This is a genomic window from Streptomyces tatrensis, assembly GCF_049310065.1.
Classification (GTDB): Bacteria; Actinomycetota; Actinomycetes; order Streptomycetales; family Streptomycetaceae; genus Streptomyces.
Window position 1 is genome coordinate 5161491 of the sequence record NZ_JBMDLB010000011.1, and the last position, 21472, is coordinate 5182962.

A 21472-nucleotide genomic window follows, 5' to 3' on the forward strand; every position below is an offset into this window, starting at 1 on the left:
TAGGTGGGGTGCTCGTAGGTGGGTTACGCGTGGCCGGGGTACTCGTGGCATGGCGGTCGCGTCGGTAGGCTCGTCCGCATGGAGCATCAGGTGTTCGTACCGGTCCCCTCCGCCGACGTCCGCGCCGTGCTGCGCGACCCCGCCCGGCTGGCGCGATGCGTGCCGGGGCTCCAGCAGGACGCCGATACCGAGGCCGGGCCGCTGTCCGGCCGGCTGAAGGTGCGGGTCGGCGGGCACACCGTCACCTACCGCGGCACCCTCTCCGTCACCGAGCAGGACCCGGACCGCTTCACCCTCGCCGGAGAGGGCACCGAGGTGCGGGGGAGCGGGACCGTGAAGCTCACCCTCGCGCTGCGCCTGACCGGGGCGGACGGCGGCACCCGGCTGGAGTTCACCGCCGAATCCGCCGCCGACGGCCGCGCCGCCGCCTTCGCCCCCGACGCGGCCGCCACGGCCGCACACCGCCTCCTGGACCGCGCGGCCGGACACCTCGCGGCCCTCGCGGTCGACGGCGGCTCGAACCACGACGCCCACGAGGACCAGGACGGCCGAGAGGACCAGGACGGCCACGAGGACCGCGACGCCCAGGACGGCCACGAGGATCCCGGCCCGGGGTTCACCGAGGTCACCGCGTCCGTGTTCGACACCGAGGTGCCGCCCCCGTCCCTGGACCCGTTCCTGGAGGGCACCTCCGAGGGCATGGCCGACCTCGGGGACCTCGGCGGCCCCCCGCGCCCGCCGGCCGAGGCCGCGCACGCCCGCCGCACGATGATCGGCCGCAGCGCGGAGGAGGTCGACCACGCGCCCCCGCGCGGCCGCTACGCCCCGGTCCCGGCCCCCACCGCCGCCTCCGCGAACGCCAGCCTCCGCTGGATCGCCCCGGCCGCCGCCGTGGCGCTGGCCTCGGCGGTCCTCCTGGGCCGCGCCCTGCGCCGCCGCCGCTGACCCGGGGAACGCGCCAGCTTCCCGGCGCGGCCCTGATCACCCCGCCGGGCTGGCTAAGGTCATGGCATGAGTACGCAACTGCGCGCCGGCGGCGCCGAGGTGACCATCGACCAGGGGAACGGCTGCCGGATCAGCAGTCTGCGCATCGACGGGACGGAGCTGCTCCGGCAGGGAGAGCACTACGGGTCCTTCCCCATGGTCCCGTGGTGCGGCCGGACCAGGGACGGGCAGTTCCAGGACGGCGCGACCCTGCACCAGCTGCCGCTCAACCACCCGCCGCACGCCATCCACGGCTTCGGCCGCGACGCCGCCTGGCGCCGCGCCCGGGCCACCGCCACCGAGGCCGCCTTCACGTACCCGCTCGCCGACCCGTGGCCCTACGAGGGCCTGGTCACCCAGATCTTCGAACTCGGCGAGAACGCGCTGACCCTGACGATGGGCATCGAGACCTACCAGGACTCCTTCCCGGCGCAGGCCGGCTGGCACCCCTGGTTCCTGCGCAACCTCGCCCCCGGCGGATCCGACGTACGCATCGACTTCGAGGCCGCCTGGCAGGAGGAGCGCGGAGCCGACCACCTCCCCACCGGCAACCGCGTCGACCCCAAGCCCGGCCCCTGGGACGACTGCTTCGGCATGCCGTACGGGGTCGACGTCACCCTCACGTGGCCCGACGCCCTGGAGCTGAAGGTCACCAGCCGCTCCGAATGGGTGGTCGTCTACGACGAGCAGCCCGAGGCCGTCTGCGTGGAACCCCAGTCGGGCCCGCCGAACGGACTGAACAGCCTCCCGCGGTTGGTCACCCCCGTGGACCCGCTGGAGATCTCCACGACGTGGACGTGGCGGCGGCTCGGGTAGTGCCCAATTAAGCTCGGGGCCATGAGTGACGTACGCGATGCGCTTCTGCAGCAGATCAAGGACAAGGCCGTCGTGCACGGCAAGGTGATCCTCTCCTCCGGCCGCGAGGCCGACTACTACATCGACCTCCGCCGGATCACCCTGGACGGCGAAGCCGCCCCGCTGGTCGGCCAGGTCATGCTCGACCTCACCGCCGACCTGGAGTTCGACTGCGTCGGCGGCCTGACGCTCGGCGCCGACCCGGTCGCCACCTCGATGCTGCACGCCTCCGCCGCGCGTGGCGCGCGCCTGGACGCCTTCGTCGTCCGCAAGGCGCAGAAGGCGCACGGCATGCAGCGCCGCATCGAGGGCACCGACGTGAAGGGCAAGCGCTGCCTGGTGGTCGAGGACACCTCGACCACCGGCGGTTCCCCGCTGACCGCCGTCGAGGCGGTCCGCGAGGCCGGTGGCGAGGTCGTCGCCGTCGCGACGATCGTCGACCGCGGCGCGGCCGGTGCCATCGCGGCCGCGGGCCTGCCCTACCTCACGGGCTACCAGCTCGATGACCTCGGTTTGTCCTAACCCTCGGACAGCGGGTCGTGCTTCCGTACAACTGGTGACTTAGGTCCCCGAAAGTCCGTAAGTAGGCCCTGACCTGCGGCTTTTCAGTCGGGCGGAGTGTTTCACGTGAAACACTCCGCTCGGATCGGCCCACACGGCGCCGTCGCGGAGGTGGAGTGTGCCCCCGAGTCTGGAAAGATGGGGACGACGGCAACGTCGCCCCCAGGTCAGGGCCCGCAATAAGCACACTCCCCGCACATCCAAGGAGCGGACAGATGCCCATCGCAACCCCCGAGGTCTACAACGAGATGCTCGACCGGGCGAAGGCAGGCAAGTTTGCCTACCCGGCGATCAACGTGACCTCGACCCAGACCCTGCACGCTGCACTGCGCGGCTTCGCGGAGGCCGAGAGCGACGGCATCATCCAGATCTCCACCGGTGGTGCGGAGTTCCTGGGTGGCCAGTACAACAAGGACATGGTCACCGGCGCCGCCGCCCTGGCCGAGTTCGCGCACATCGTGGCCGCCAAGTACGACATCACCGTCGCGCTGCACACGGACCACTGCCCCAAGGACAAGCTGGACACCTACGTCCGCCCGCTGATCGAGATCTCCGCGGAGCGCGTGGCCCGCGGCCTCAACCCGCTCTTCCAGTCGCACATGTGGGACGGTTCCGCCGAGACCCTGGCCGACAACCTGGCCATCGGCCAGGAGCTGCTCGCCAAGGCCGCCGCCGCGAAGATCATCCTCGAGGTCGAGATCACCCCGACCGGTGGCGAGGAAGACGGCGTCAGCCACGAGATCAACGACGAGCTGTACACCACCGTCGACGACGCGCTGCGCACCGCCGAGGCCCTGGGCCTGGGCGAGAAGGGCCGCTACCTGCTGGCCGCCTCCTTCGGCAACGTGCACGGCGTCTACAAGCCGGGCAACGTCGTCCTGCGCCCCGAGCTCCTCAAGGACCTCCAGGCCGGCGTCGGCGAGAAGTACGGCAAGTCCTCCCCGTTCGACTTCGTCTTCCACGGCGGCTCGGGCTCCACGGCCGAGGAGATCGCCACCGCGCTGGAGAACGGCGTCGTGAAGATGAACCTCGACACCGACACCCAGTACGCCTTCACCCGCCCGGTCGTGGACCACATGTTCCGCAACTACGACGCGGTCCTGAAGGTCGACGGCGAGGTCGGCACCAAGTCGAAGTACGACCCCCGCACGTGGGGCAAGGCCGCCGAGGCCGGCATGGCCGCGCGCGTCACCGAGGCCTGCGCGAACCTGCGCTCCACGGGCACCAAGCTCAAGTAGTCACACCGGCTCGTGCGGCAGCTCACGCAGCGGCTCGCGCGGCAGCGGCTTTTCGGAAGGGCCCGGCTCCACCGTCTGCGGACGGCGGGGCCGGGCCCTTCCCGCGTGTCCGCATCCCCCATCCCCCAGACTGGGGTCATGTCTCTTCACCAGAACCTTCTCGGGGGCCCCGCCCCCACCCACCTCCCCGACGAGCCGGGCATCGCGGCCATCACCGCGGGCACCCCCGCCGTCGAGGTGGCCGCCGCGCACCCGACCTCCTCCCTCGCCTGGGCCCTCCTCGCCGACGAGGCCTTCGCGGCCGGCCGCACGGTCGAGTCGTACGCGTACGCCCGTACGGGCTACCACCGCGGTCTGGACGCGCTGCGCCGCGCCGGCTGGAAGGGCCACGGCCCGGTGCCGTGGGAGCACGAGCCGAACCGCGGCTTCCTGCGCGCCCTGAACGCGCTGGCCCGCGCGGCCGGTGCGATCGACGAGAAGGAGGAGTACGAGCGCTGCTCGACCTTCCTGCGCGACTCCTCCGAGACGGCCGCGGACGTCCTCGCGGTCTGAGCTCCGCGGTCCGAGCTCTGCGGTCTGGGGCCTGATGTCCGAGGCCTGAGACCGGCGCCTTCGGCGCCCGGCACGGGCGGGTTCCCGCACGGGGCCCGCCCGGTCGCGGGACGTGACGTGCGCCACTGACTATTGAAGCCCTGCGGCACGACGGTCTTATGATGCGGACAGGGGACCGGAGCTCCACTCACCTCACCGGAAGGAGCGGACCGCTACCCGGAAGCACGTATCGAGGAGACAGCGATGTCGCACGCCCTTGATGCCTCCGGAGACGGCGGTTCGGACACCCCGAACCTCGACTTCGCCGGCACGACCCCCTACGAGGACTACGTCCAGGCGGACGTCCTCACCCACCTCCAGCACCTGCGCTCGGACGACCCGGGCGAGATGGTCTTCCTGGTCACCACCCAGGTCATGGAGCTGTGGTTCACGGTCATCGTCCACGAGTGGGAGACCGCCGCGCAGGCGCTCCGCGAGGACGAGCTCCCCGTCGCGATGGACGCGCTGAAACGATCCCTCCGCGAGCTGGAGGCCCTCAATTCCTCCTGGCGCCCCCTCGCCCAGCTGACGCCGGGCCAGTTCAACGCGTACCGCGCCGCCCTCGGCGAGGGCTCCGGCTTCCAGTCGGCGATGTACCGCCGGATGGAGTTCCTGCTCGGCGACAAGGCCGCCTCCATGCTGGTCCCGCACCGCGGCGCCCCGCGCGTCCACGCGGAGCTGGAGAAGGCCCTCCAGGAGCCCAGCCTCTACGACGAGGTGCTGAGCCTCCTCGCCCGCCGCGGCCTCGCGGTCCCGGCGTCGGTCCTCGACCGCGACCTCTCCCAGCGCTACGAGCCCTCGCCCGAGGTCGAAGCCGTCTGGACGGCCCTGTACGCGGCCCCGGACGCCCACCCCGACCTGCACCGCCTCGGCGAGGTCCTCACCGACGTCGCCGAGCTGGTCTGGCGCTGGCGCAACGACCACCTGGTCGCCACCCGGCGCGCGATGGGCGCGAAGACGGGCACGGGCGGCTCGGCCGGCGTGACCTGGCTGGAGAAGCGCGCCCAGAAGAACGTCTTCCCGGAACTCTGGACGGCGCGCAGTCATGTCTGAGCAGACCACCGGCACGACCCCGAGCGTCGACCTGGCGGCCCGCGCCGAAGCACTGGACGCGGCCGACCCCCTCGGCAAGCTCCGCGACCGCTTCTCCCTCCCCGAGGGCGTGGTCTACCTCGACGGCAACAGCCTCGGCGCGCTCCCCGCAGGGGTGGCCGCCCGGCTCGCCGAGGTCGTCACGGAGCAGTGGGGCGCCCGCCTGATCCGTTCCTGGACCGAGGGCGAAGCCAACTGGTGGAACGCCCCGGAGCGGATCGGCGACCGGATAGCCCCGCTGGTCGGCGCCGCCGCCGGCCAGGTGGTCGTCGGCGACTCCACCAGCGTCAACCTCTTCAAGGCCCTGGTCGCCGCGGCCCGGCTGGCCGCGCCCGGCCGGACCGAGCTGCTCGTGGACGCAGCCACCTTCCCCACCGACGGCTACATCGCCGAGTCGGCGGCCCGGATGACGGGCCTGCGCGTCGTCCCGGTCGACCCGGCCGCCGCCGGGGCGGCGATGGGTCCGGACACCGCCGTGGTCCTCCTCAACCACGCCGACTACCGCACCGGCCGCCTGCACGACCTCCCCGGCCTCACCGCGGCCGCGCACGCCGCCGGGGCGCTCGTCGTCTGGGACCTGTGCCACACCGCCGGGGCGCTGCCCGTCGGCCTCGACGCGCACGGGGTGGACCTCGCGGTCGGCTGTACGTACAAGTACCTCAACGGAGGCCCCGGCGCTCCCGCGTACCTGTACGTCGCCGCCCGCCACCAGTCCGCCTTCGACTCCCCGCTGCCGGGCTGGAACGGCCACGCGGACCCGTTCGCGATGACCCCCTCCTACGAAGCGGCGCAGGGCGTGGTGCGGGCACGCGTCGGCACCCCGGACATCCTGTCGATGCTCGCGCTGGAGGCCGCCCTCGACGCGTGGGACGGGGTCGCGGTCGAGGACGTCCGCGCGAAGTCCCTCGCGCTGACCGACTTCTTCCTCGACTGCGTGGCGGCGTACGTCCCGGCGGGCAAGGTCGAGCTGGTCACCCCGACCGGGCACGAACAGCGCGCCAGTCAGGTGTCGCTGCGCACGGAGAACGCGGACGCGGTCATGCGCGAGCTCATCTCGCGGGGGGTGATCGGGGACTTCCGCGCCCCCGATGTCCTGCGCTTCGGATTCACCCCGCTGTACGTCGGCTTCGCCGACGCGGAGCGTGCGGCCCGCACACTGGGTCACATTTTCGGGTGAACCGGTAGCGAAACGTCACATCACCGCGCGGGCGGGGCTACGGCCCCGCCCGCGCCGGTATCTGCTCGGCCCGCCACGGAGGGGGCCGTTCAGGCCTGATACGGTCCCGCTCTGCCGGATCACCGGAACATCAGTCCCCCTTGTCCCATGCGTTACCGGAGGTTGAGCCGATGACGGACCCCGCAGTCGAACGGGACGCCGCCGAGGCCGCCTCGGCCTTCTCCCATCCGCCCGTAGCTCCCGACGCGACGGCCGCCTACGGTGAACACCCCGACCAGATCGTCGACTTCTACGCCCCGCGCGGGGAGTCGGCGCAGCCGGGCATCGCGCGTTCCGCGCCGCTGGTCGTCGTCCTGCACGGCGGGGCCTGGCGCGGCCCGTACGACCGGCAGCACATCACCCCCTTCGTGGACTTCCTGGCCCGCCGGGGTTTCGCCGTCGCCAATGTCGAGTACCGGCGGGGAAGCTCTCTCCCCCACCAGGACGCCGAGGGCCCCGTGGCGGGCCGCTGGCCCGAGACCTTCGACGACGTGGCCGCCGCCCTCGGCGCCCTGCCCGGGCTGGCCGCCGGCAGCCTGCCGGAGGCGGACCCGCGCCGCACGGTGCTGACCGGCCACTCGGCCGGAGGCCACCTCGCGCTGTGGGCCGCTGCCCGTCACGTGCTCGCGTACGACGCCCCGGCCGGCTGGAGGCTGCCTTCGCCGCCGCTGCTGCGCGGCGTGGTGGCGCTGGCCCCGATCGCGGACTTCACCGTGGCGGAGGAGCTCGGGGTGTGCGGCGGAGCGTCGGCGCAGCTCCTGGGCGGGGCGTCCGCCTTCGCGGAACGCCGCCCGTACGCCGACCCGGCGGCGCTGCTCCCGACGGGCATCGCCACGGCGGTGGTCCAGGGGCGGAGCGACATCGTGGTCCCGGAGGCGGTGGCGGAGGCCTACGTGGCGGCGGCCGCGCTGGCGGGGGAGATGGTGGGGCTGACCCTGCTGGACGGGGTCGGCCACTTCCCGCTCATCGACCCGGCGGCGGACGCGTGCGCGGTGGTGGCGGAGGAGATCTCGCAGCTGGCCTGGTAGCTGCCCGGGTACGCCGAAGGGGCGGCCGTGTCGGGCCGCCCCTTCGGGTTGGTGCAGGTACCGCCGTACGGCCTACAGGAACGAGTTGATCTCGATCGTCTCGGTGCGGCCGGGGCCGACGCCGATCGCGGAGATCGGGGCGCCCGACATCTCCTCGAGGGCCTTGACGTACGCCTGGGCGTTCTTCGGGAGGTCCGCGAAGGTCTTGGCCTTGGTGATGTCCTCGGACCAGCCGGGGAAGTTTTCGTAGATCGGCTTCGCGTGGTGGAAGTCCGTCTGCGAGTACGGGAGCTCCTCGACGCGCTTGCCGTCGATCTCGTACGCGACGCAGACCGGGATCTCTTCCCAGCCGGTCAGCACGTCCAGCTTGGTGAGGAAGAAGTCCGTCAGGCCGTTGACGCGGGTCGCGTAGCGCGCGATCGGAGCGTCGAACCAGCCGCAGCGGCGGTCACGGCCGGTGGTCACACCGCGCTCGCCACCGATGCGGCGCAGGGCCTCGCCGTCCGCGTCGAACAGCTCGGTCGGGAACGGGCCGGCGCCGACGCGGGTCGTGTACGCCTTCAGGATGCCGATGACGCGGCTGATCTTCGTCGGTCCGACGCCCGCACCGGTGCAGGCGCCACCGGCGGTCGGGTTCGAGGAGGTGACGAAGGGGTACGTGCCGTGGTCGACGTCGAGCAGGGTGCCCTGGCCGCCCTCGAAGAGCACGACCTTGTCCTGGTCGAGCGCCTTGTTGATGATCAGGGTGGTGTCGGCGACGTACTGCTTGATCTGCTCCGCGTAGCCGAGCAGCTCTTCGACGATCTGCGCCGACTCGATCGCGCGGCGGTTGTACAGCTTCGTGAGGAGCTGGTTCTTGCCCTCGAGCGCCGCTTCGACCTTCTGGGTGAGGATCGACTCGTCGTAGAGGTCCTGGATCCGGATGCCGACGCGGTTGATCTTGTCCGCGTAGGTCGGTCCGATGCCGCGGCCGGTCGTACCGATCTTGCGCTTGCCGAGGAAGCGCTCGCCGACCTTGTCGAGGGTGACGTTGTACGGCGTGATCACGTGCGCGTTGCCGCTGACCAGCAGCTTCGAGGTGTCGATGCCGCGCTCGTTCAGGCCGCGCAGCTCGGAGAGCAGGACGGCCGGGTCGATGACGACACCGTTGCCGATGACCGGGGTGCATCCGGGGGAGAGGATGCCGGAAGGGAGAAGGTGCAGTGCGTACTTCTGGTCGCCCACGACGACCGTGTGGCCGGCGTTGTTGCCGCCCTGGTAACGCACTACATAGTCAACGGATCCACCGAGCAGGTCGGTGGCCTTTCCCTTGCCCTCGTCACCCCACTGAGCTCCGAGCAGCACAAGAGCGGGCACAGGCGTACACCTCTTCCGGATGGGGCATGTCCAAGGTCAGGGGGCGTACGACGATGTACACCGCAGGCTGAGCCGTCGGACCGGTACCCCGGAATAGACGAAGGCCCTGGCGCAATAGCGCAAGGGCCTCTTGCACAAAGATGCTACCCGAGGAAGGACCGAGGTGTCGGCTCCAGAGCCCACCATGAGCCATGCGGGCGCGCCGGTAGGCGGCCTGCTCGTGCTCGTCGACCCGGTCGCCCGCCGTCTTGACGGCGAGTCCGTGCGAATCGCGAAAGATGTGTTGTCAGCGGGGGCGGCGGCAAAAATTTGTCTCCCGGACTCACAGGAGGAGTTTGCGCGGGCCCTCGCCCGCCGGGGTCATCGGCAGCCGGTGATCGTGGGCGACGACCGCGCGCTCGTACGGGCCGTCGGGCTGCTGCACCGTGAGCGGGCGCTGTCCGCCGGGGCCGTTTCGCTGATTCCGGTGGGGCCGGCGGGGTCGCTGGTACTGGCGCTGCAGCTCGGCGTGCCGCTGTCGGCCGTGTCGGCCGCGCGGGCGGTCCTGGACGGGGCCGTCGGCATGCGGGACCTGCTGGTCGACGACAGCGACGGGGTCGTGCTGGGCGGGATCGGCATCCCGCCGCCGCCCGTGGGGGCCCAGGCCGGGTCCCGGGCGGGGTCCGGGGGCGTGCCGCGGCCGGCCGGGCCGTCGGTGTGGAACGCGTACCGCTCGCTGGTCCGTACGTTCGTCCGCCCGCCGGCGGGGGTTACCTCCGTCACCGGATCCGGCGGGGGCCACCGGCTGCGGGTGGAGGCCGACGGGGTGGTCCTGGCGGACGTGGACCGGCTGGTGGAGGGCGTCACCGTGTCGGCCCGGGAGGGCGACGGGCTGGCGGACGTGCTGGTCCGGATGGGGGCGGTGACGACGTCCGGCTTCGGCTCCGGTTCCGGCCTTGGCTCCGGTCTCGGTGCTGGTCGTGGGCCCGGCTCGGATCCAGGCTCGGACTCCGGCTCTGCTCCCGGTTCTGGTTCCGGTCGGGTGGTGCGGGCGCGGGCGTCGGCCGTGACGGTGTCCGGGGAGGATTTCCGCTACCGGTCGGACGTCGGAATCACCGGTCCGGTCCGCCGCCGTACGTGGACCTTGCACCCCGGGGCGTGGGGGCTGACACTGCCGCTGCAGCGCTGACGAGGGGCGGGGAGGGCGGGGCCATGGCCGGGAGCGTGGACGTGGGTGAGGCACCTGTGCCCGTGCCGGGTCCGGCGGACGGCCCGGGCGGCGTCGGGCCGCCCGGGGAGGCGGCCGTTCGGGATGCGCTCGGCGACTGGCGGCGGGATGCCCTGCTGCTCTGCGTGCTGCCCGCGCTCTGCTGGCCCGCGGTGATCGGGGCACTCGTCACCCGCCCCGCGCCCTTGCGCGTGGTGTTGCTGGGGCTGCTGTGCCTGCCGGTGCTCGTCGGACTCCGGGAGCTGTACGTGGTCCGGCGCGTGCGGGGCCTCCTGCGCGCCCCGGGGCTGCTCTGGACCCGGTACGACGTCGAGGTGGTGCGCGGGCGAGGCCTGCCACCGCTGCTCGCCCTGGGCGGCGCCGGAGCGGGCCGGGTACTGGCTCTGGGGCCCCTGGGGTCCCTGGGGCCTTGGGCGCCGGCGCCCAAGGCGGACGCCTGCGGCCCGCCGCCGGAGCGGTTCGTGTGGCTGGCCGGTGCCCCGGGGCCCGGAGCGGTGGTGTGGGCGCCGGGCGCCCGGCAACTGGGCCGGGCCCGGAGGCTGTGGCGGCGGGGCGCACTCAGGCGGAGGCAGCCGCCTCGATGAGGTCGCAGACCGGCCCGGGCCGGGAGGCGAGGGACGCGTGGCTCGCGTCGAGCTCGACGGTCTTGCGGGGGTTCATGCGGGCGGCCATGCGGCGCTCGTTGTCGGGGTGGATCATGCGGTCGGCGGTGGAGACCTGGTACCAGGACGGCTTCGCGCGCCAGGCGGGCGCGGTGACGGCGTCGCCGAAGGTGGAGGCGAGGGGAGCCTTCTGGGTCACGGCCATGACCAGGGCTTCTTCGGGGGTGAGGTCCTGGGCGAAGCTCTCGTGGAACTTGTCCTGCTTGATCCAGAGATAGCCGTCGGAGTCGGGGGCGATGTTCTCGAACGCCGCCGGCGGCTTCTCCTGGCTGATCCCGCCGGGGCTCTCGCCCGCGTCGGGCGCGAAGGCGGCGACGTAGACCAGGCCGGTGACGTTGGGCAGGTCCCCGGCTTCGGTGATGACTGCTCCGCCGTACGAGTGGCCCACGAGGAGCACCGGCCCGTCGATCTGCCGGACCATCTTGCGGGTCCGCTCGGCGTCGTCGGCCAGGGAGGTCAGCGGGTTCTCGACGGCGTGCAGGTCGGTGTATCCGCGGCGGTGGAGCTCGCCGATGACCTCGGCCCAGTGGGCGGCGCCGCCCCAGAAGCCGTGGACGAGGACGATGGCGGGGGTGCGGACGGGGCTGTCGGCCATGAGGTTCTGCTCCTGAGTCCGGTTTCCGTGTCCCGTGTCGGGTTGGAGGCCCCCCGGTCCACGTTAGGCGGATGGCCCATCAGCCGCCATGGCGGCACTGCGGTCCATCAGGCCCAGGAGTTCCGCTTGCGTGAACTCGAAGAACGCCGCCGTCTCGGCGATCCGGGGCCCGCCGTGGAGTCGGAGCCGAGGCCGGCCGCCCTCTTCATCGTGTCGTCTGTACTGCGCCTGGGCGCCGAGGAGTTGGGGAAGCGCGCGGAACCCGTGCAGGCGAACGCCGCCGGCTGGCCGGGGAGTGGCCGGGGCCGCGCCGACCCTCGGCTGGACCCTTGATCCACTCTTGTCCGAAAAGTTGTCCACAGCTGTGGACAACTTTTCGGAGTGGCCTAAGCGGGGGTCACCAGCCGGGTCTCGTACGCGAACACCGCCGCCTGCGTGCGGTCCCGCAGGCCCAGCTTCACCAGGATCCGGCTCACGTGCGTCTTGATGGTGGACTCGGCGATGATCAGGCGATCCGCTATCTCCGCGTTGGATAGCCCCTGGGCGATCAGCACCAGTACCTCGGTCTCCCGCTCCGTCAGCTCCGTGACCCCCGCGGAACCCACCTGCGGCCGGGTCTCCGACAACTTCGAGAACTCCGTGATCAGCCGCTTGGTCACGGAAGGGGCCAAGAGGGCCTCCCCGGCGGCCACCACCCGCACCCCGTCTGCCAGTTGACGGGCCGAGGCGTCCTTGAGGAGGAACCCGGAGGCTCCGGCCCGCAGCGCCTGGTACACGTACTCGTCGAGGTCGAAGGTCGTCAGGACCAGCACCTTCGCGTCCGTGTCGGCGGCCACGATCTCCCGCGTCGCCTCCAGGCCGTTCATCTCCGGCATCCGGATGTCCATCAGCACCACATCCGGCTTCAGCGCCGCCACTTGGGCAATGGCCTCCCGCCCGTTCACCGCCTCCCCGGCCACTTCGATGCCGTCCATCGCGTTCAGCAGGACGGAGAAGCCCTCACGGACCATCATCTGGTCGTCGACGATGAGCACTCTGATCGTCATGCCGGATCCTTCGCCGGCTCCGGTCGGCTGGTGGCGACGGGTATGAACACCGCCACCTCGAACCCTCCGGACGCCCGCTCCCCGGCGGTCATCTCCCCTTCCAGCATGGCCACCCGCTCGCGCATCCCGGTGACCCCCTGCCCGGCCCCCGGGGAGGGCCTCACATCTCCGGTGCCGGCCTCGTTGACGATGCGCAGGCCCAGCCCGCCCAGCACGTACGAGATCTCGACCCCGGCGGCTGCGCCCGGTGCGTGCCGCAGGGTGTTGCTCAGGGCCTCCTGGATGATCCGGTAGGCCGAGAGCTCCACGCCCGGAGGCAGTTCGCGCACGGCGCCCGTCACGGTCTTGTCCACGCTCAGCCCGGCCTCCCGCACATTGGCCAGCAGCCCGTCCAGCGAGGCCAGCGTCGGCTGCGGGGCGTCCGGCGCCTCGTAGTCCGCGGAGCGGACGACACCCAGCACCCGGCGCAGCTCGGTCAGGGCCGCCACCGCGTTCTCCCGGATGGTGACGAACGCGGCCTCCAGCTCCGGCGGCGGATTCTTCACCCGGTAGGGAGCTGCCTCCGCCTGGATGGCCACCACCGACATGTGGTGGGCGACCACGTCGTGGAGCTCCCGCGCGATCGTGGTCCGCTCCTCCAGCAGGGTGCGCCGGTCCCGCTCGACGGCGGTGACCTCCTGCTGCGCGGTGACCTCCTGCTCCGCCTGCTTGCGGATGTTGCGGATGCTCACCGCCAGCAGGGCGAGCGCCGAGGCGAAGGCCATCGGGCCGACGTTGATGGTCTGGCCGTGGCCGAGCACGATGGACGTCCCGATGCCGATGGCCAGCGTGACCACCCACATCCAGCCGGCCGTCCGCGGAGTGGTCCGCATCGCCACCAGCGTCACCGTCGCGAGGTAGGAGAAGAAGGTGGCGGGGATCCAGGGCCAGTTGGGATCGGAGCCGCTGACGACCGAGAAGACCATGGTGACCGCCACGGCGACCCAGAACGCCCCCAGCGGCCGCACCAGGGTCATCGCGATCGGGGTGGCCGCGAGCAGCCCCATCACCAGGGCACCGGCCTGGGGCAGTCCGGTGGTGATCGAGGCGAAGACCACCACGAAGAACGCGATCACGCAGACGGCAGCGTGCGGCAGGTGTGCGGCCTCCACGCGTATCCGCTTCGGGAGCCGCCGGGTGATCGGCCCGTCCGTGCGCATCGGGGGCAGGGGTCGGTAGGCGAAGGCGTCGGTGATCAGAGCCTGGCGCAGGCTCTGGATGAAGCCCGAAGCCAGCCGGATCTCGGGTGCCCGGGGGGTCGCCCCGGGGGTCGTCTCGGTCATGCTCCCCACGGTAGGTGGGCCCTGGCCTGGTCCGCGTCGCCGCTGAAGGGGATTTCCCGGGGTCCCCCTCAAGTACTACCGGGGCCGTTTCAGTAGCCCGTCGGACGGATCAGGCCCGTCTCGTACGCGAACACCGCCGCCTGCGTGCGGTCCCGCAGGCCCAGCTTCACCAGGATCCGGCCCACGTGCGTCTTGACCGTCTGCTCGGCCAGGATCAGGTGCTCGGCGATCTCCGCGTTGGACATGCCCTGGGCGACCAGCGACAGGACCTCCGTCTCCCGCTCCGTCAGCTCGTCGATCCGCGCCTTCGAAGGCGCCCTCGGAGCCCCCAGCCGGGAGAACTCGGTGATCAGCCGCTTGGTGATGTTCGGCGCGAGCAGCGCCTCCCCGGCCGCGATCACGCGGACCGCCTCCGCCAGTTGATCCGCGGAGGCGTCCTTGAGGAGGAACCCTGAGGCGCCCGCGCGCAGCGCCTCGTACACGTACTCGTCGAGGTCGAAGGTGGTCAGCACCAGCACCTTCACCGCGGAGCCCGGGGCAGCGGTGATGAGGGAGGTGGCCTCGATGCCGCCCATCCCGGGCATCCGGATGTCCATCAGGACCACGTCCGGCGACAGTTCGGCGACCTTGGCCACGGCCTCGGCGCCGTCGACGGCCTGGCCGACGACCTCGATGTCGGGCTGGGCGTCGAGGAGCACGGTGAAGCCCTGGCGGACCATCATCTGGTCGTCGGCGATCATCACCTTGATCGGGGCAGCGGTCATGAGTCCTCAGTCCTTCTTCGTCGTCTCCGGGGCGGGGAAGGGCCCGCCGCCCGGGGACACGGGATCCATCGGCAGCACGGCGCTCACCTCGTACCCTCCGTCGGGGCGGGGGCCGGCGGCCAGCTCGCCCCCCAGCATGCCCGCTCGCTCCCGCATCCCCAGCAGCCCGTGCCCCCCTCCCATGGTGGGCGGGGCCGGCCGGGTGGGAGCGGTGTTCGCGACGCACAGGTGCACATCGCGGGGCCCGTAGGCGACGCCGACCTCCACGCGGGAGCCGGGTGCGTGGCGCAGGCAGTTGCTCAGCGCCTCCTGCACGATCCGGTACGCGGTGAGCTCCACCCCGGGGGACAATGGGCGGCGGATCCCCGCGATCTCGGTGGTGACATCGAGCCCGGCGGCCCGCACGTTGTCCACGAGGCCGTCCAACTCGGCCAGGGTGGGCTGCGGGTGGTGCGGACCGGCGGCCTCGTCGGGGTGCTCGGAACGCAGCACCCCCAGGACGCGGCGCAGTTCCGTCAGGGCCTCCACGGCATTCGCCCGGATCCCGGCCAGGTTCTCCTTGAGCTCCTCCGACGGGTTCTCCACGAGATAGGGGGCCACCTGGGCCTGGATGGAGATCACCGACATGTGGTGCGCGACGACGTCGTGCAGCTCGCGGGCGATCCGGCTGCGCTCCTCCAGCAGGGTGCGCCGGGCGCGCTCCTCTTCGGTGAGGGTCTCCTGCTGCACGAGCTGCGTGCGGGCCAGCCGGGTCGCGCGCAGGGCGTAGCCGAGGAGGCCGGTGAAGGCGAACAGGAGGATCGCCCCGGGGGTGCCGGTGCCGCTGTGCTCGGGCCTGAAGAGGCCCTCGGCGATCCCGGTGCAGGCGACGACGACGGTGACCGCGCCGGCGGTCACCCGGGGCGGCACCCGCAGGGCCACCAGCAGCAGCACCGGGGCGAAGGCGAACAGCCCGGCGGGCATCCACGGCCAGCTCTGGCCCTGCCCGACGTGCCCGTGGATCTGCCCGGCGATCAGTCCGGCCGCGGTCAGGCCGAGCCAGTACCCGGCCATGGGCCAGCGCATCGCGATGACGATGGACCCGCCGACCATGGCCGCCAGCAGCGGCCTGATGGAGCCGTGGACCTCGTAGTGGTTGCTGAGCTGCTCCGTGGTGACGGAGAAGAAGGCCAACGCCAGATAGAGGAGCACCACGTGCGGGAGCCAGGCCAGCCAGCGCGGTTTCGACATCCTCGGGAGGGGATCGGCCCTCAGGTCCAGGAGCCCCCGTGCCACGCTCCCCAACACGGCGGATGCCTTGACGGGGGAGGCCCCCGGCTCTCCGCCGCCCGCGGTCGCGGCCACGGCCGCGTTCTGGGCCGGACCCGTGCCCGTGCCAGGGGTCGGGGGCTCGCTCTGCTCGTTCACGTGGTCCAGCCTAGGCATGGAGGGTCTCCTTGGCGGGAGCCACCGGCCCGGTGACTGTGCTTTCACCGGCCGGAGTTGAGTCGGTGCGGGCTTCGGGGGAGGCGGTCCCCCGGGTCAGGGCGGCGGACGAGGCGACGATCAGCGAGGGGACGGCCGGCGTCCCGGAGGAGCCGCGCCGGCTCCGGCGACCGGGGCGGTCGCCGACCTGCTCGTAGGTGTGGAAGGCGGCCCAGCAGACCACCAGCGCGGCCGCGAACACGGGCAACCAGAGCAGCCGGACGGCTATCCACTCCGCGGAAGCGGGCACGGTGTGCAGGCCGGGCAGATCGGTGGAGACCAGCAGTCCCAGGGCGGTGACGGCCATCATCGCGGTCTGGTGCCACAGGAAGATCGTCATGGCGGACAGGTTCACCAGCGCCACCTTCGCCCAGGCCCGGGGCCGGCTCATCGCCCGGGCCAGCGGCTCCCGCAGCAGCAGCGCCAGCCCGCACTGGGCCAGGCCGAACGCCACGGCGGCCAGGGTCGGCGGGTTCAGATTCGAGATCGCGGCTCCGGGGACGCCGACCATCGAAGCGGGGTACCCGCCCCAGAGGATCAGTGCGGCCGTGGCGGCGATCCCGCCGCCCAGCAGGAGGGCGGCCGGGGTGCGCCGGGCGAAGGCACCCCGGGACCAGGCGGCGCCCAGGGTGTAGGGCACGAGCCAGCCGGCGGCCACATTGACCCAGCCGATCCACTCGGGCCCGCCGAATCCGAAGCGCCAGACATCGACGGAGGCCACCACGGCCAGCGGCCACAGCGGGCTCAGCCGGGCGACGAGCGGGGTCGCGGCGGTGAGCGCGGCGAAGACGAGGAGGAACCACAGGGGGGACAGGACGAGCCTCAGCAGCGTCCGGACGGTGTCCGTCCCGACGCCGCCGAGCAGCATGCCGCCGGCGGCGACGCTCCAGAGGACCAGGACGGCGGCGACCGGCCGGAGCAGCCTGCCGAGACGCCGGCGGACCCACTGCCCGTACGGGATTCCGCGGTCGCGCGCCGACTCGTACCCCTGGGCCGCGACGTGGCCGCCGACCAGGAAGAAGACGGCCAGGGTCTGGAACACCCAGGAGACCGGGGCCAGTCCGCTCATGTGGGCCAGCGGGCTGGTGGTGCTGAGGCCGCCGTCGGCACTGGTCAGTGCGGTGACCAGCCAGTGGCCCAGCACCACGCCGAGGATGGCGAAGGCCCGGAGCGCGTCCACGGCCCGGTCCCGGTGGGCGGGGGTTCCGGCGTCGATGCGGTCCGCGAGAACGGACCAGCGGGTCTGCGGTTCACGCACGCGCACGGGAGACCTCCGGAGCAGTGGGGGCGGACGGGGCGAGGAGGGCGGTGGGGGCGGTGAAGGCGGTGAGGGACGAGGCGGAGGCGTCGGGAGCGGAGCCCGGGACGGGCCGGGCCGCCGGGGAGGAGCCGAGCACGATCCCGGCCAGGCCGTTCAGGGACTCGGTGCCCGGCTTGAGGTAGTCGCTGTGGCCGCCGGAGCCGGCCGCGAAGGGCAGGGCGCCGAAGGCCGGGTCCACGGGATCGGCGGCGAAGCCGATCCCGCCGACGCGCACGTGCGGGACACCGGAGATCCAGTCGTCGCCGCCCCGGCCGGCCCAGACCCGGGCCCGGGTCGGCAGGTCCGCGGCGGAACCGGCCCCCGTGCCCGGACTGCCGAACAGTGCGATGTCGGTGACCTCGGGACCCGTCACCGTACGGGCGCAGACGACGGATCCGTAGGAGTGGCACAGGAGCGAGAGGTGGGCCCCCGGGGCGGCCAGCCGGGCCAACCGGGGCAGGAAAGGGCCGAGTTCGGCGGCGGCCTCGTCGGCGCGGCCGGTGGTCAGGACGGCCGGGCTGACCGTGCCGGGGGTGTCGTACCCGAGCCAGGCGGCCACGGCGGAGCGGGGGTGCTCGGCGCGCAGGCGCTGCTGAAGGGCGACGGCCCCGTCGCGGAACCTCTGGTAGGTGTCCAGCGTCGTGTCCGACCCGGGAACCAGGACGGCGACCCGGTCGGCGGTCTCCAGATCGCCGAACACCTCTATCGCGCGGCCCTTGCCGCGCCCGTCGAAGACGAGGAACCGCGCATCGCCGCCCGCCTCCATGGCCCGGAGTTTCGCCGCGCGGCCGTGGCGGCCGGCACCCTCGGCCGTACGGGCCGCCTCGGCGAGGTTGGCGAGGTGGGCGGCGTACCGGTCGGGGAGGGCGGCGCCTTCGCCGAGGACCGCAGGGGCCGGCGCGGGGACGTCAGGGGAAGCGGCGGCGGACACGGGGAACACCACGGCCGCGGCCACGAGCCCGGCCAGCAGCGTGCGGCGCAGACGGCCGCTGCCGCGGCCGTCGGGACGTGCGGTGGGTCGCGGTCGGCGGCTCATGAGTCCGTTCCTTCGCTCGTGCCAGAGGGGTGTTGGTGCGTTGGTGCGTTGTTCTCTGGTCACGAACTTAGGAATCGGGAGCCCTGGTCGGCGTCCCACCGGAGAGCCCACTTCCCAAGTAGCTCTCAGGTATGACAGGGGCTACTCAGAGGGCGGTTCGCGGCTGAGCTGGTGCTCGGGCGGGTTGAGTACGGGTACTCATGTGGCGGGTGGCCGGTCGGCCGCATCGTACGGACATGAGATCAACTCTTCTCCCGAAGTCCCTGCTGGTGGCCGCACTCAGCGGAGTCGTCGTCCTGGCCGGCCTCGGCACGCAGAACGCCACCGCCGCTCAGACCTCCGCGGTCGCTCAGACCTCGGCGGTCGTTCAGACCTCCGCGGTCGCCGCCGTCGCGGTGAGCGACGCGGACGCCGAGGTCCGGTTCCTCGAAATGGCGGACCTCATCTGGCAGAGCTGCGCCCCGGACCTCTCCGAAACCCCCGACGGAGTGGCCGCCCCCACCGCGGTGGAGCCGATGCCCGACTCCGTCCAGCCGGTCCTGGTCGACCCGGTGCCCCTGGATTCGACGGAGGAGTGCGTGGCCCAGTGGCACCAGCCGCGCATCAGCCGGGCGTTCTCGGAGACGAACACGGGCACGGGCACCTACGAGGAGCTGCGGAACAAGCTGATCGGCCTGAAGTACCCGGCGGCGCGGATCCACCGCATGCCCGACTTCAACGGCAAGCCCGTGGTACGGCTCGACCTGCGCGTGGGGGCGGATCACCTGGCCCTGGAGGTGACCGACATCGGCAACAGCGTGATGATCGAGGCCTTCGGCGCTCCGGAGGGCGTGAGCGTGACCGAGGTGCGGTTGCGGCGGCTGCTGGACCTGTCCTTCTGAGACGGATCCCGGGGCCTAGTCCGCCGCCGTCAGGGAGTCGGCGAGCGGGTCCACGAGCGGTTCGACGAAACCGGCGCGCCAGCGCGGGGCCGGGTCCTGTCCGGGGCTGGTCCAGTACTCCCGGGCGCCGGCGACCCGCCCGTCCCGTACGGTCCACAGGGAGACGGCGCGGTAGACGACGTGGTCCTGGGGTATCTCCACCTCGGTCACGACGAGATCGCCGTCCGCGAGGATCCGGAGCACGTCGACGGATCTCTCGTCCGCATAGTCGTCATCACTGATGACGGCGATGAAGTTGTCGCGACCGACGATGCGTTCGCTGCTCACGGGCCATTCGATCACCGCGTCCTCGGTGATCAGCAGGGCCACTCCGTCCCAGTCGCGTGCCTCGATCCGCTCCCACAGTCGTGCCACTACCTTCAACGGCTCCATGTGCCGCAGTGTGCGGGGGGACCGTGGAAGGCAACAAGCTTTGCCTACAGGCTTATTGACTTCGACATAATCAGCGCCGCCGGTACGTGAGCGGGAGCGCCGTGCTGCCGTCGAGCTCCCGCACCAGGTTCCCGTTGGGGAGCAGCCGCAGGGTGCTCCGGCCGCCCGGCGAACACGACGGCGGCGCACCGGAGATCACCGTGGAGGGGTCGAGCCCGACGGTGTCGGTGGTGGCGGAGCGCAGCGGCGCGGTCCAGGCGCAGCTGAGTCCGGGGGCCTGGAGGGTCAGGGACATGACGATGGAGCCGGTGGTTCCGGGGGTGAGGGTGAGCTGCCAGCTCTGGTCCCCGTAGGTGCTCCGCCAGCTGCCGGCGTAGGCCTCGGGGAGTGTGGCCGGAGTGACGGAAGGGGCAGGAGCGGAGCCGTTTCCCGTTCCGGTTCCGGATCCTGTGCCGCTCTCGGCCCCGTCCACGGTGGCCCGCGGGCCGGAGGAGCCGGCCGGGGCGGCGCCGGAGCCGGAGCGGGGCGAACCGTCGCCGGATCCGCTCATGACGGTGTACACCGTGCCGCCCGCCGCGACGGCGACGACCGCGGCGACGGCGAGGAGCAGGGCCGTGGAGACGGCCGAGGTCCGGGAGCGGGCACGGCCGGGGCCAGGGCCAGGCCCGGGGCCAGGCCCAGGGCCGGAGTCCGTCACGGGCACGGGGGTGAGCGTCGGCGCGGGCGCGGGCGCGGGGGCAGGCATGGCCGGGCCCGGGTCCGCCGCGGTGCGCTGGGCGGGCACGGTCGGGGGCTCGGGCCGGTCCGGGCCTGCGTCGACGCGGTCCAGCAGGGCGATGGCGTGCTGCCCGAGCCGCGCGACGAGGGGCGCGGGCAGCCAGGACTCCGGGGTGTCCTGCCGTCCCGCGGCGAGCCGTTCGAGGAGCTCGGCGGGGGTGGGCCGGGCGGCCGGTTCCTTGTGCAGGCAATCGCTGACGACGCCGCGCAGTTCGGCCGGTACGCCGGCCAGGTCCGGTTCCGCTTCGGTGACGCGCATCAGGAGCGCGGCGATGCCTCCGGGCTGGTCCGGGTCCCCGAAGGGCAGCCGCCCGGTGGCGGCGTAGGCCAGTACCGAGCCGAGGCCGAACACGTCGCAGGCCGCGGTCACGGGGGTGCCGTTGATCTGCTCGGGGGCGAGGAAGCCGGGGGAGCCGAGGAGTTCGCCGGTCTGCGTCAGGGAGGGGTCGGCGGTGGCCCCCAGGGCGCGGGCGATGCCGAAGTCGATGACGCGGGGGCCGTCGGCGGTGAGCAGGATGTTGCCGGGCTTCAGGTCGCGGTGGACGAGGCCGGCGCGGTGGATGTCCTGGAGGGCGTACGAGAGCCCCTCGCCCAGGATCCGTACGGAGCCGGCCGGCAGCGGGCCGAAGTCGCGGCCCACGGCTTGGCGCAGGCTCGGCCCGGCGATGTAGGCGGTGGCCAGCCAGGGGATCTCCGCGTCGGGGTCGGCGTCGAGGACGGCGACGGTCCAGTTCCCGCCGACGAGGCGTGCGGCGTCGGCCTCGCGGCGGAAGCGGGTGCGGAAGTCGGGGTGGGCGGCGAGGTGGGGGTGGATCAGCTTGACGGCGGCGGTGCGGGTGCCCGTGCGGGGGCGGGTCCGGGTGCCGATGCCCGCGCCCGCGCCGGTCCCCACGCGTGTACCGGTACCCGTACCCGCGCCGGGGTCGTGGTCCTCGGCGCGGCCGAGGTAGACCTGGCCCATTCCGCCGGTGCCGAGGCGGGCGAGCAGGCGGTACGGACCGATGTGCTCCGCGTCGCGCGGGTGCAGTTGCTCCATGACAGGTGGTCCTCCCCCTGGGACTCGCC

Annotated in this window: 22 protein-coding genes; 12 read left to right on the top strand and 10 right to left on the bottom strand. The window is 72.7% G+C overall.

Annotated features, from left to right (window positions below; genetic code table 11):
* Positions 1 to 78: 78 nt before the first annotated feature.
* The 8 genes from ACODT5_RS39470 (at position 79) to ACODT5_RS39505 (ending at position 7565) form a co-directional block, all read left to right on the top strand.
* Positions 79 to 945: an SRPBCC family protein gene (locus ACODT5_RS39470; RefSeq protein ID WP_422523816.1), complete on the top strand. Its 867-nt coding sequence runs from the start codon at positions 79 to 81 to the stop codon at positions 943 to 945.
* Between the two features lie 66 nt (positions 946 to 1011).
* Entirely contained in the window at positions 1012 to 1800 is a 789-nt protein-coding gene (locus ACODT5_RS39475; RefSeq protein ID WP_422523817.1) for an aldose epimerase family protein, read from the top strand.
* 21 nt (positions 1801 to 1821) lie between these two features.
* Entirely contained in the window at positions 1822 to 2361 is a 540-nt protein-coding gene (pyrE, locus tag ACODT5_RS39480; protein WP_327254118.1) for an orotate phosphoribosyltransferase, read from the top strand.
* 254 nt (positions 2362 to 2615) lie between these two features.
* Positions 2616 to 3638, top strand: a complete 1023-nt coding sequence (gene fbaA, locus ACODT5_RS39485) for a class II fructose-bisphosphate aldolase (protein ID WP_112446238.1) — start codon at positions 2616 to 2618, stop codon at positions 3636 to 3638.
* A gap of 138 nt (positions 3639 to 3776) precedes the next feature.
* Entirely contained in the window at positions 3777 to 4190 is a 414-nt protein-coding gene (locus tag ACODT5_RS39490; protein ID WP_385367284.1) for a DUF3151 domain-containing protein, read from the top strand.
* Positions 4191 to 4433: 243 nt separating this feature from the next.
* The gene (locus ACODT5_RS39495; protein WP_422523818.1) at positions 4434 to 5282 is read left to right on the top strand and encodes a tryptophan 2,3-dioxygenase family protein; all 849 of its coding nucleotides are present in this window, start codon (positions 4434 to 4436) and stop codon (positions 5280 to 5282) included.
* Positions 5275 to 6498 carry a kynureninase gene (gene kynU / locus ACODT5_RS39500; RefSeq protein WP_422523819.1) on the top strand — a complete coding sequence of 408 codons (1224 nt, stop codon included), beginning with the start codon at positions 5275 to 5277 and terminating at the stop codon, positions 6496 to 6498. Before ACODT5_RS39495 ends, kynU begins: the two co-directional genes overlap by 8 nt.
* Positions 6499 to 6668: 170 nt before the next feature.
* Entirely contained in the window at positions 6669 to 7565 is an 897-nt protein-coding gene (locus tag ACODT5_RS39505) for an alpha/beta hydrolase family protein (RefSeq protein ID WP_422523820.1), read from the top strand.
* A gap of 72 nt (positions 7566 to 7637) precedes the next feature.
* Here the strand turns inward: ACODT5_RS39505 and ACODT5_RS39510 are convergent, their stop codons facing one another.
* Entirely contained in the window at positions 7638 to 8921 is a 1284-nt protein-coding gene (locus ACODT5_RS39510; protein ID WP_327305424.1) for an adenylosuccinate synthase, read from the bottom strand.
* 184 nt (positions 8922 to 9105) lie between these two features.
* Between ACODT5_RS39510 and ACODT5_RS39515 the strand changes: the two genes are divergently transcribed.
* Positions 9106 to 10089 (top strand): serine/threonine-protein kinase, encoded by a 984-nt coding sequence (locus ACODT5_RS39515; protein ID WP_422523821.1) that lies wholly within the window; start codon positions 9106 to 9108, stop codon positions 10087 to 10089.
* A 41-nt stretch (positions 10090 to 10130) separates the two neighbouring features.
* Positions 10131 to 10712 (top strand): hypothetical protein, encoded by a 582-nt coding sequence (locus tag ACODT5_RS39520; RefSeq protein WP_422523822.1) that lies wholly within the window; start codon positions 10131 to 10133, stop codon positions 10710 to 10712.
* Here ACODT5_RS39520 and ACODT5_RS39525 read toward each other — a convergent pair.
* On the bottom strand, positions 10687 to 11385 hold the full coding sequence (locus ACODT5_RS39525; RefSeq protein ID WP_422523823.1) for an alpha/beta hydrolase: 699 nt from the start codon (positions 11383 to 11385) through the stop codon (positions 10687 to 10689). The two genes, ACODT5_RS39520 and ACODT5_RS39525, sit on opposite strands and share 26 nt — an antisense overlap.
* Before the next feature lie 126 nt (positions 11386 to 11511).
* Between ACODT5_RS39525 and ACODT5_RS39530 the strand changes: the two genes are divergently transcribed.
* A complete protein-coding gene (locus tag ACODT5_RS39530) occupies positions 11512 to 11718 on the top strand; it encodes a hypothetical protein (protein WP_422523824.1) in 207 nt (68 codons plus the stop codon).
* A 53-nt stretch (positions 11719 to 11771) separates the two neighbouring features.
* On the opposite strand, the gene ACODT5_RS39535 is transcribed toward ACODT5_RS39530, so the two are convergent.
* From ACODT5_RS39535 to ACODT5_RS39560, 6 genes are all read right to left on the bottom strand, one after another.
* Complete coding sequence (locus tag ACODT5_RS39535) at positions 11772 to 12431, bottom strand: response regulator (RefSeq protein ID WP_422523825.1); 660 nt, start codon at positions 12429 to 12431, stop codon at positions 11772 to 11774.
* Positions 12428 to 13753, bottom strand: a complete 1326-nt coding sequence (locus tag ACODT5_RS39540) for a sensor histidine kinase (RefSeq protein ID WP_422523826.1) — start codon at positions 13751 to 13753, stop codon at positions 12428 to 12430. Before ACODT5_RS39540 ends, ACODT5_RS39535 begins: the two co-directional genes overlap by 4 nt.
* Before the next feature lie 89 nt (positions 13754 to 13842).
* The gene (locus ACODT5_RS39545) at positions 13843 to 14517 is read right to left on the bottom strand and encodes a response regulator (RefSeq protein WP_422523827.1); all 675 of its coding nucleotides are present in this window, start codon (positions 14515 to 14517) and stop codon (positions 13843 to 13845) included.
* A gap of 6 nt (positions 14518 to 14523) precedes the next feature.
* Entirely contained in the window at positions 14524 to 15942 is a 1419-nt protein-coding gene (locus ACODT5_RS39550; RefSeq protein ID WP_422523828.1) for a sensor histidine kinase, read from the bottom strand.
* Entirely contained in the window at positions 15935 to 17239 is a 1305-nt protein-coding gene (locus tag ACODT5_RS39555; protein WP_422525168.1) for an acyltransferase family protein, read from the bottom strand. The genes ACODT5_RS39550 and ACODT5_RS39555 overlap by 8 nt, the downstream gene beginning before the upstream one ends.
* Positions 17232 to 18317 carry an alpha/beta hydrolase gene (locus ACODT5_RS39560; protein ID WP_422523829.1) on the bottom strand — a complete coding sequence of 362 codons (1086 nt, stop codon included), beginning with the start codon at positions 18315 to 18317 and terminating at the stop codon, positions 17232 to 17234. Before ACODT5_RS39560 ends, ACODT5_RS39555 begins: the two co-directional genes overlap by 8 nt.
* A 236-nt stretch (positions 18318 to 18553) precedes the next feature.
* On the opposite strand from ACODT5_RS39560, the gene ACODT5_RS39565 reads away from it, so the two are divergent.
* On the top strand, positions 18554 to 19198 hold the full coding sequence (locus ACODT5_RS39565) for a hypothetical protein (RefSeq protein WP_422523830.1): 645 nt from the start codon (positions 18554 to 18556) through the stop codon (positions 19196 to 19198).
* Between the two features lie 15 nt (positions 19199 to 19213).
* Here ACODT5_RS39565 and ACODT5_RS39570 read toward each other — a convergent pair whose 3' ends face one another.
* Together ACODT5_RS39570 and ACODT5_RS39575 are read right to left on the bottom strand one after the other, a co-directional pair.
* Complete coding sequence (locus tag ACODT5_RS39570; protein ID WP_422523831.1) at positions 19214 to 19630, bottom strand: nuclear transport factor 2 family protein; 417 nt, start codon at positions 19628 to 19630, stop codon at positions 19214 to 19216.
* A gap of 70 nt (positions 19631 to 19700) precedes the next feature.
* Positions 19701 to 21443, bottom strand: a complete 1743-nt coding sequence (locus ACODT5_RS39575) for a serine/threonine-protein kinase (protein WP_422523832.1) — start codon at positions 21441 to 21443, stop codon at positions 19701 to 19703.
* Positions 21444 to 21472: the final 29 nt, after the last annotated feature.

Bases quoted from the DNA above. Each gene is read 5' to 3' on its own strand.
- ACODT5_RS39535 (WP_422523825.1), bottom strand. From the start codon at position 12,431: ATGACGATCAGAGTGCTCATCGTCGACGACCAGATGATGGTCCGTGAG.
- ACODT5_RS39545 (WP_422523827.1), bottom strand. From the start codon at position 14,517: ATGACCGCTGCCCCGATCAAGGTGATGATCGCCGACGACCAGATGATG.
- pyrE (WP_327254118.1), top strand. From the start codon at position 1,822: ATGAGTGACGTACGCGATGCGCTTCTGCAGCAGATCAAGGACAAGGCC.
- ACODT5_RS39575 (WP_422523832.1), bottom strand. From the start codon at position 21,443: ATGGAGCAACTGCACCCGCGCGACGCGGAGCACATCGGTCCGTACCGC.
- ACODT5_RS39525 (WP_422523823.1), bottom strand. From the start codon at position 11,385: ATGGCCGACAGCCCCGTCCGCACCCCCGCCATCGTCCTCGTCCACGGC.
- ACODT5_RS39570 (WP_422523831.1), bottom strand. From the start codon at position 19,630: ATGGAGCCGTTGAAGGTAGTGGCACGACTGTGGGAGCGGATCGAGGCA.
- ACODT5_RS39490 (WP_385367284.1), top strand. From the start codon at position 3,777: ATGTCTCTTCACCAGAACCTTCTCGGGGGCCCCGCCCCCACCCACCTC.
- ACODT5_RS39470 (WP_422523816.1), top strand. From the start codon at position 79: ATGGAGCATCAGGTGTTCGTACCGGTCCCCTCCGCCGACGTCCGCGCC.
- ACODT5_RS39515 (WP_422523821.1), top strand. From the start codon at position 9,106: ATGAGCCATGCGGGCGCGCCGGTAGGCGGCCTGCTCGTGCTCGTCGAC.
- ACODT5_RS39560 (WP_422523829.1), bottom strand. From the start codon at position 18,317: ATGAGCCGCCGACCGCGACCCACCGCACGTCCCGACGGCCGCGGCAGC.
- ACODT5_RS39505 (WP_422523820.1), top strand. From the start codon at position 6,669: ATGACGGACCCCGCAGTCGAACGGGACGCCGCCGAGGCCGCCTCGGCC.
- ACODT5_RS39475 (WP_422523817.1), top strand. From the start codon at position 1,012: ATGAGTACGCAACTGCGCGCCGGCGGCGCCGAGGTGACCATCGACCAG.
- ACODT5_RS39540 (WP_422523826.1), bottom strand. From the start codon at position 13,753: ATGACCGAGACGACCCCCGGGGCGACCCCCCGGGCACCCGAGATCCGG.
- ACODT5_RS39565 (WP_422523830.1), top strand. From the start codon at position 18,554: ATGAGATCAACTCTTCTCCCGAAGTCCCTGCTGGTGGCCGCACTCAGC.
- ACODT5_RS39550 (WP_422523828.1), bottom strand. From the start codon at position 15,942: ATGCCTAGGCTGGACCACGTGAACGAGCAGAGCGAGCCCCCGACCCCT.
- ACODT5_RS39495 (WP_422523818.1), top strand. From the start codon at position 4,434: ATGTCGCACGCCCTTGATGCCTCCGGAGACGGCGGTTCGGACACCCCG.
- kynU (WP_422523819.1), top strand. From the start codon at position 5,275: ATGTCTGAGCAGACCACCGGCACGACCCCGAGCGTCGACCTGGCGGCC.
- fbaA (WP_112446238.1), top strand. From the start codon at position 2,616: ATGCCCATCGCAACCCCCGAGGTCTACAACGAGATGCTCGACCGGGCG.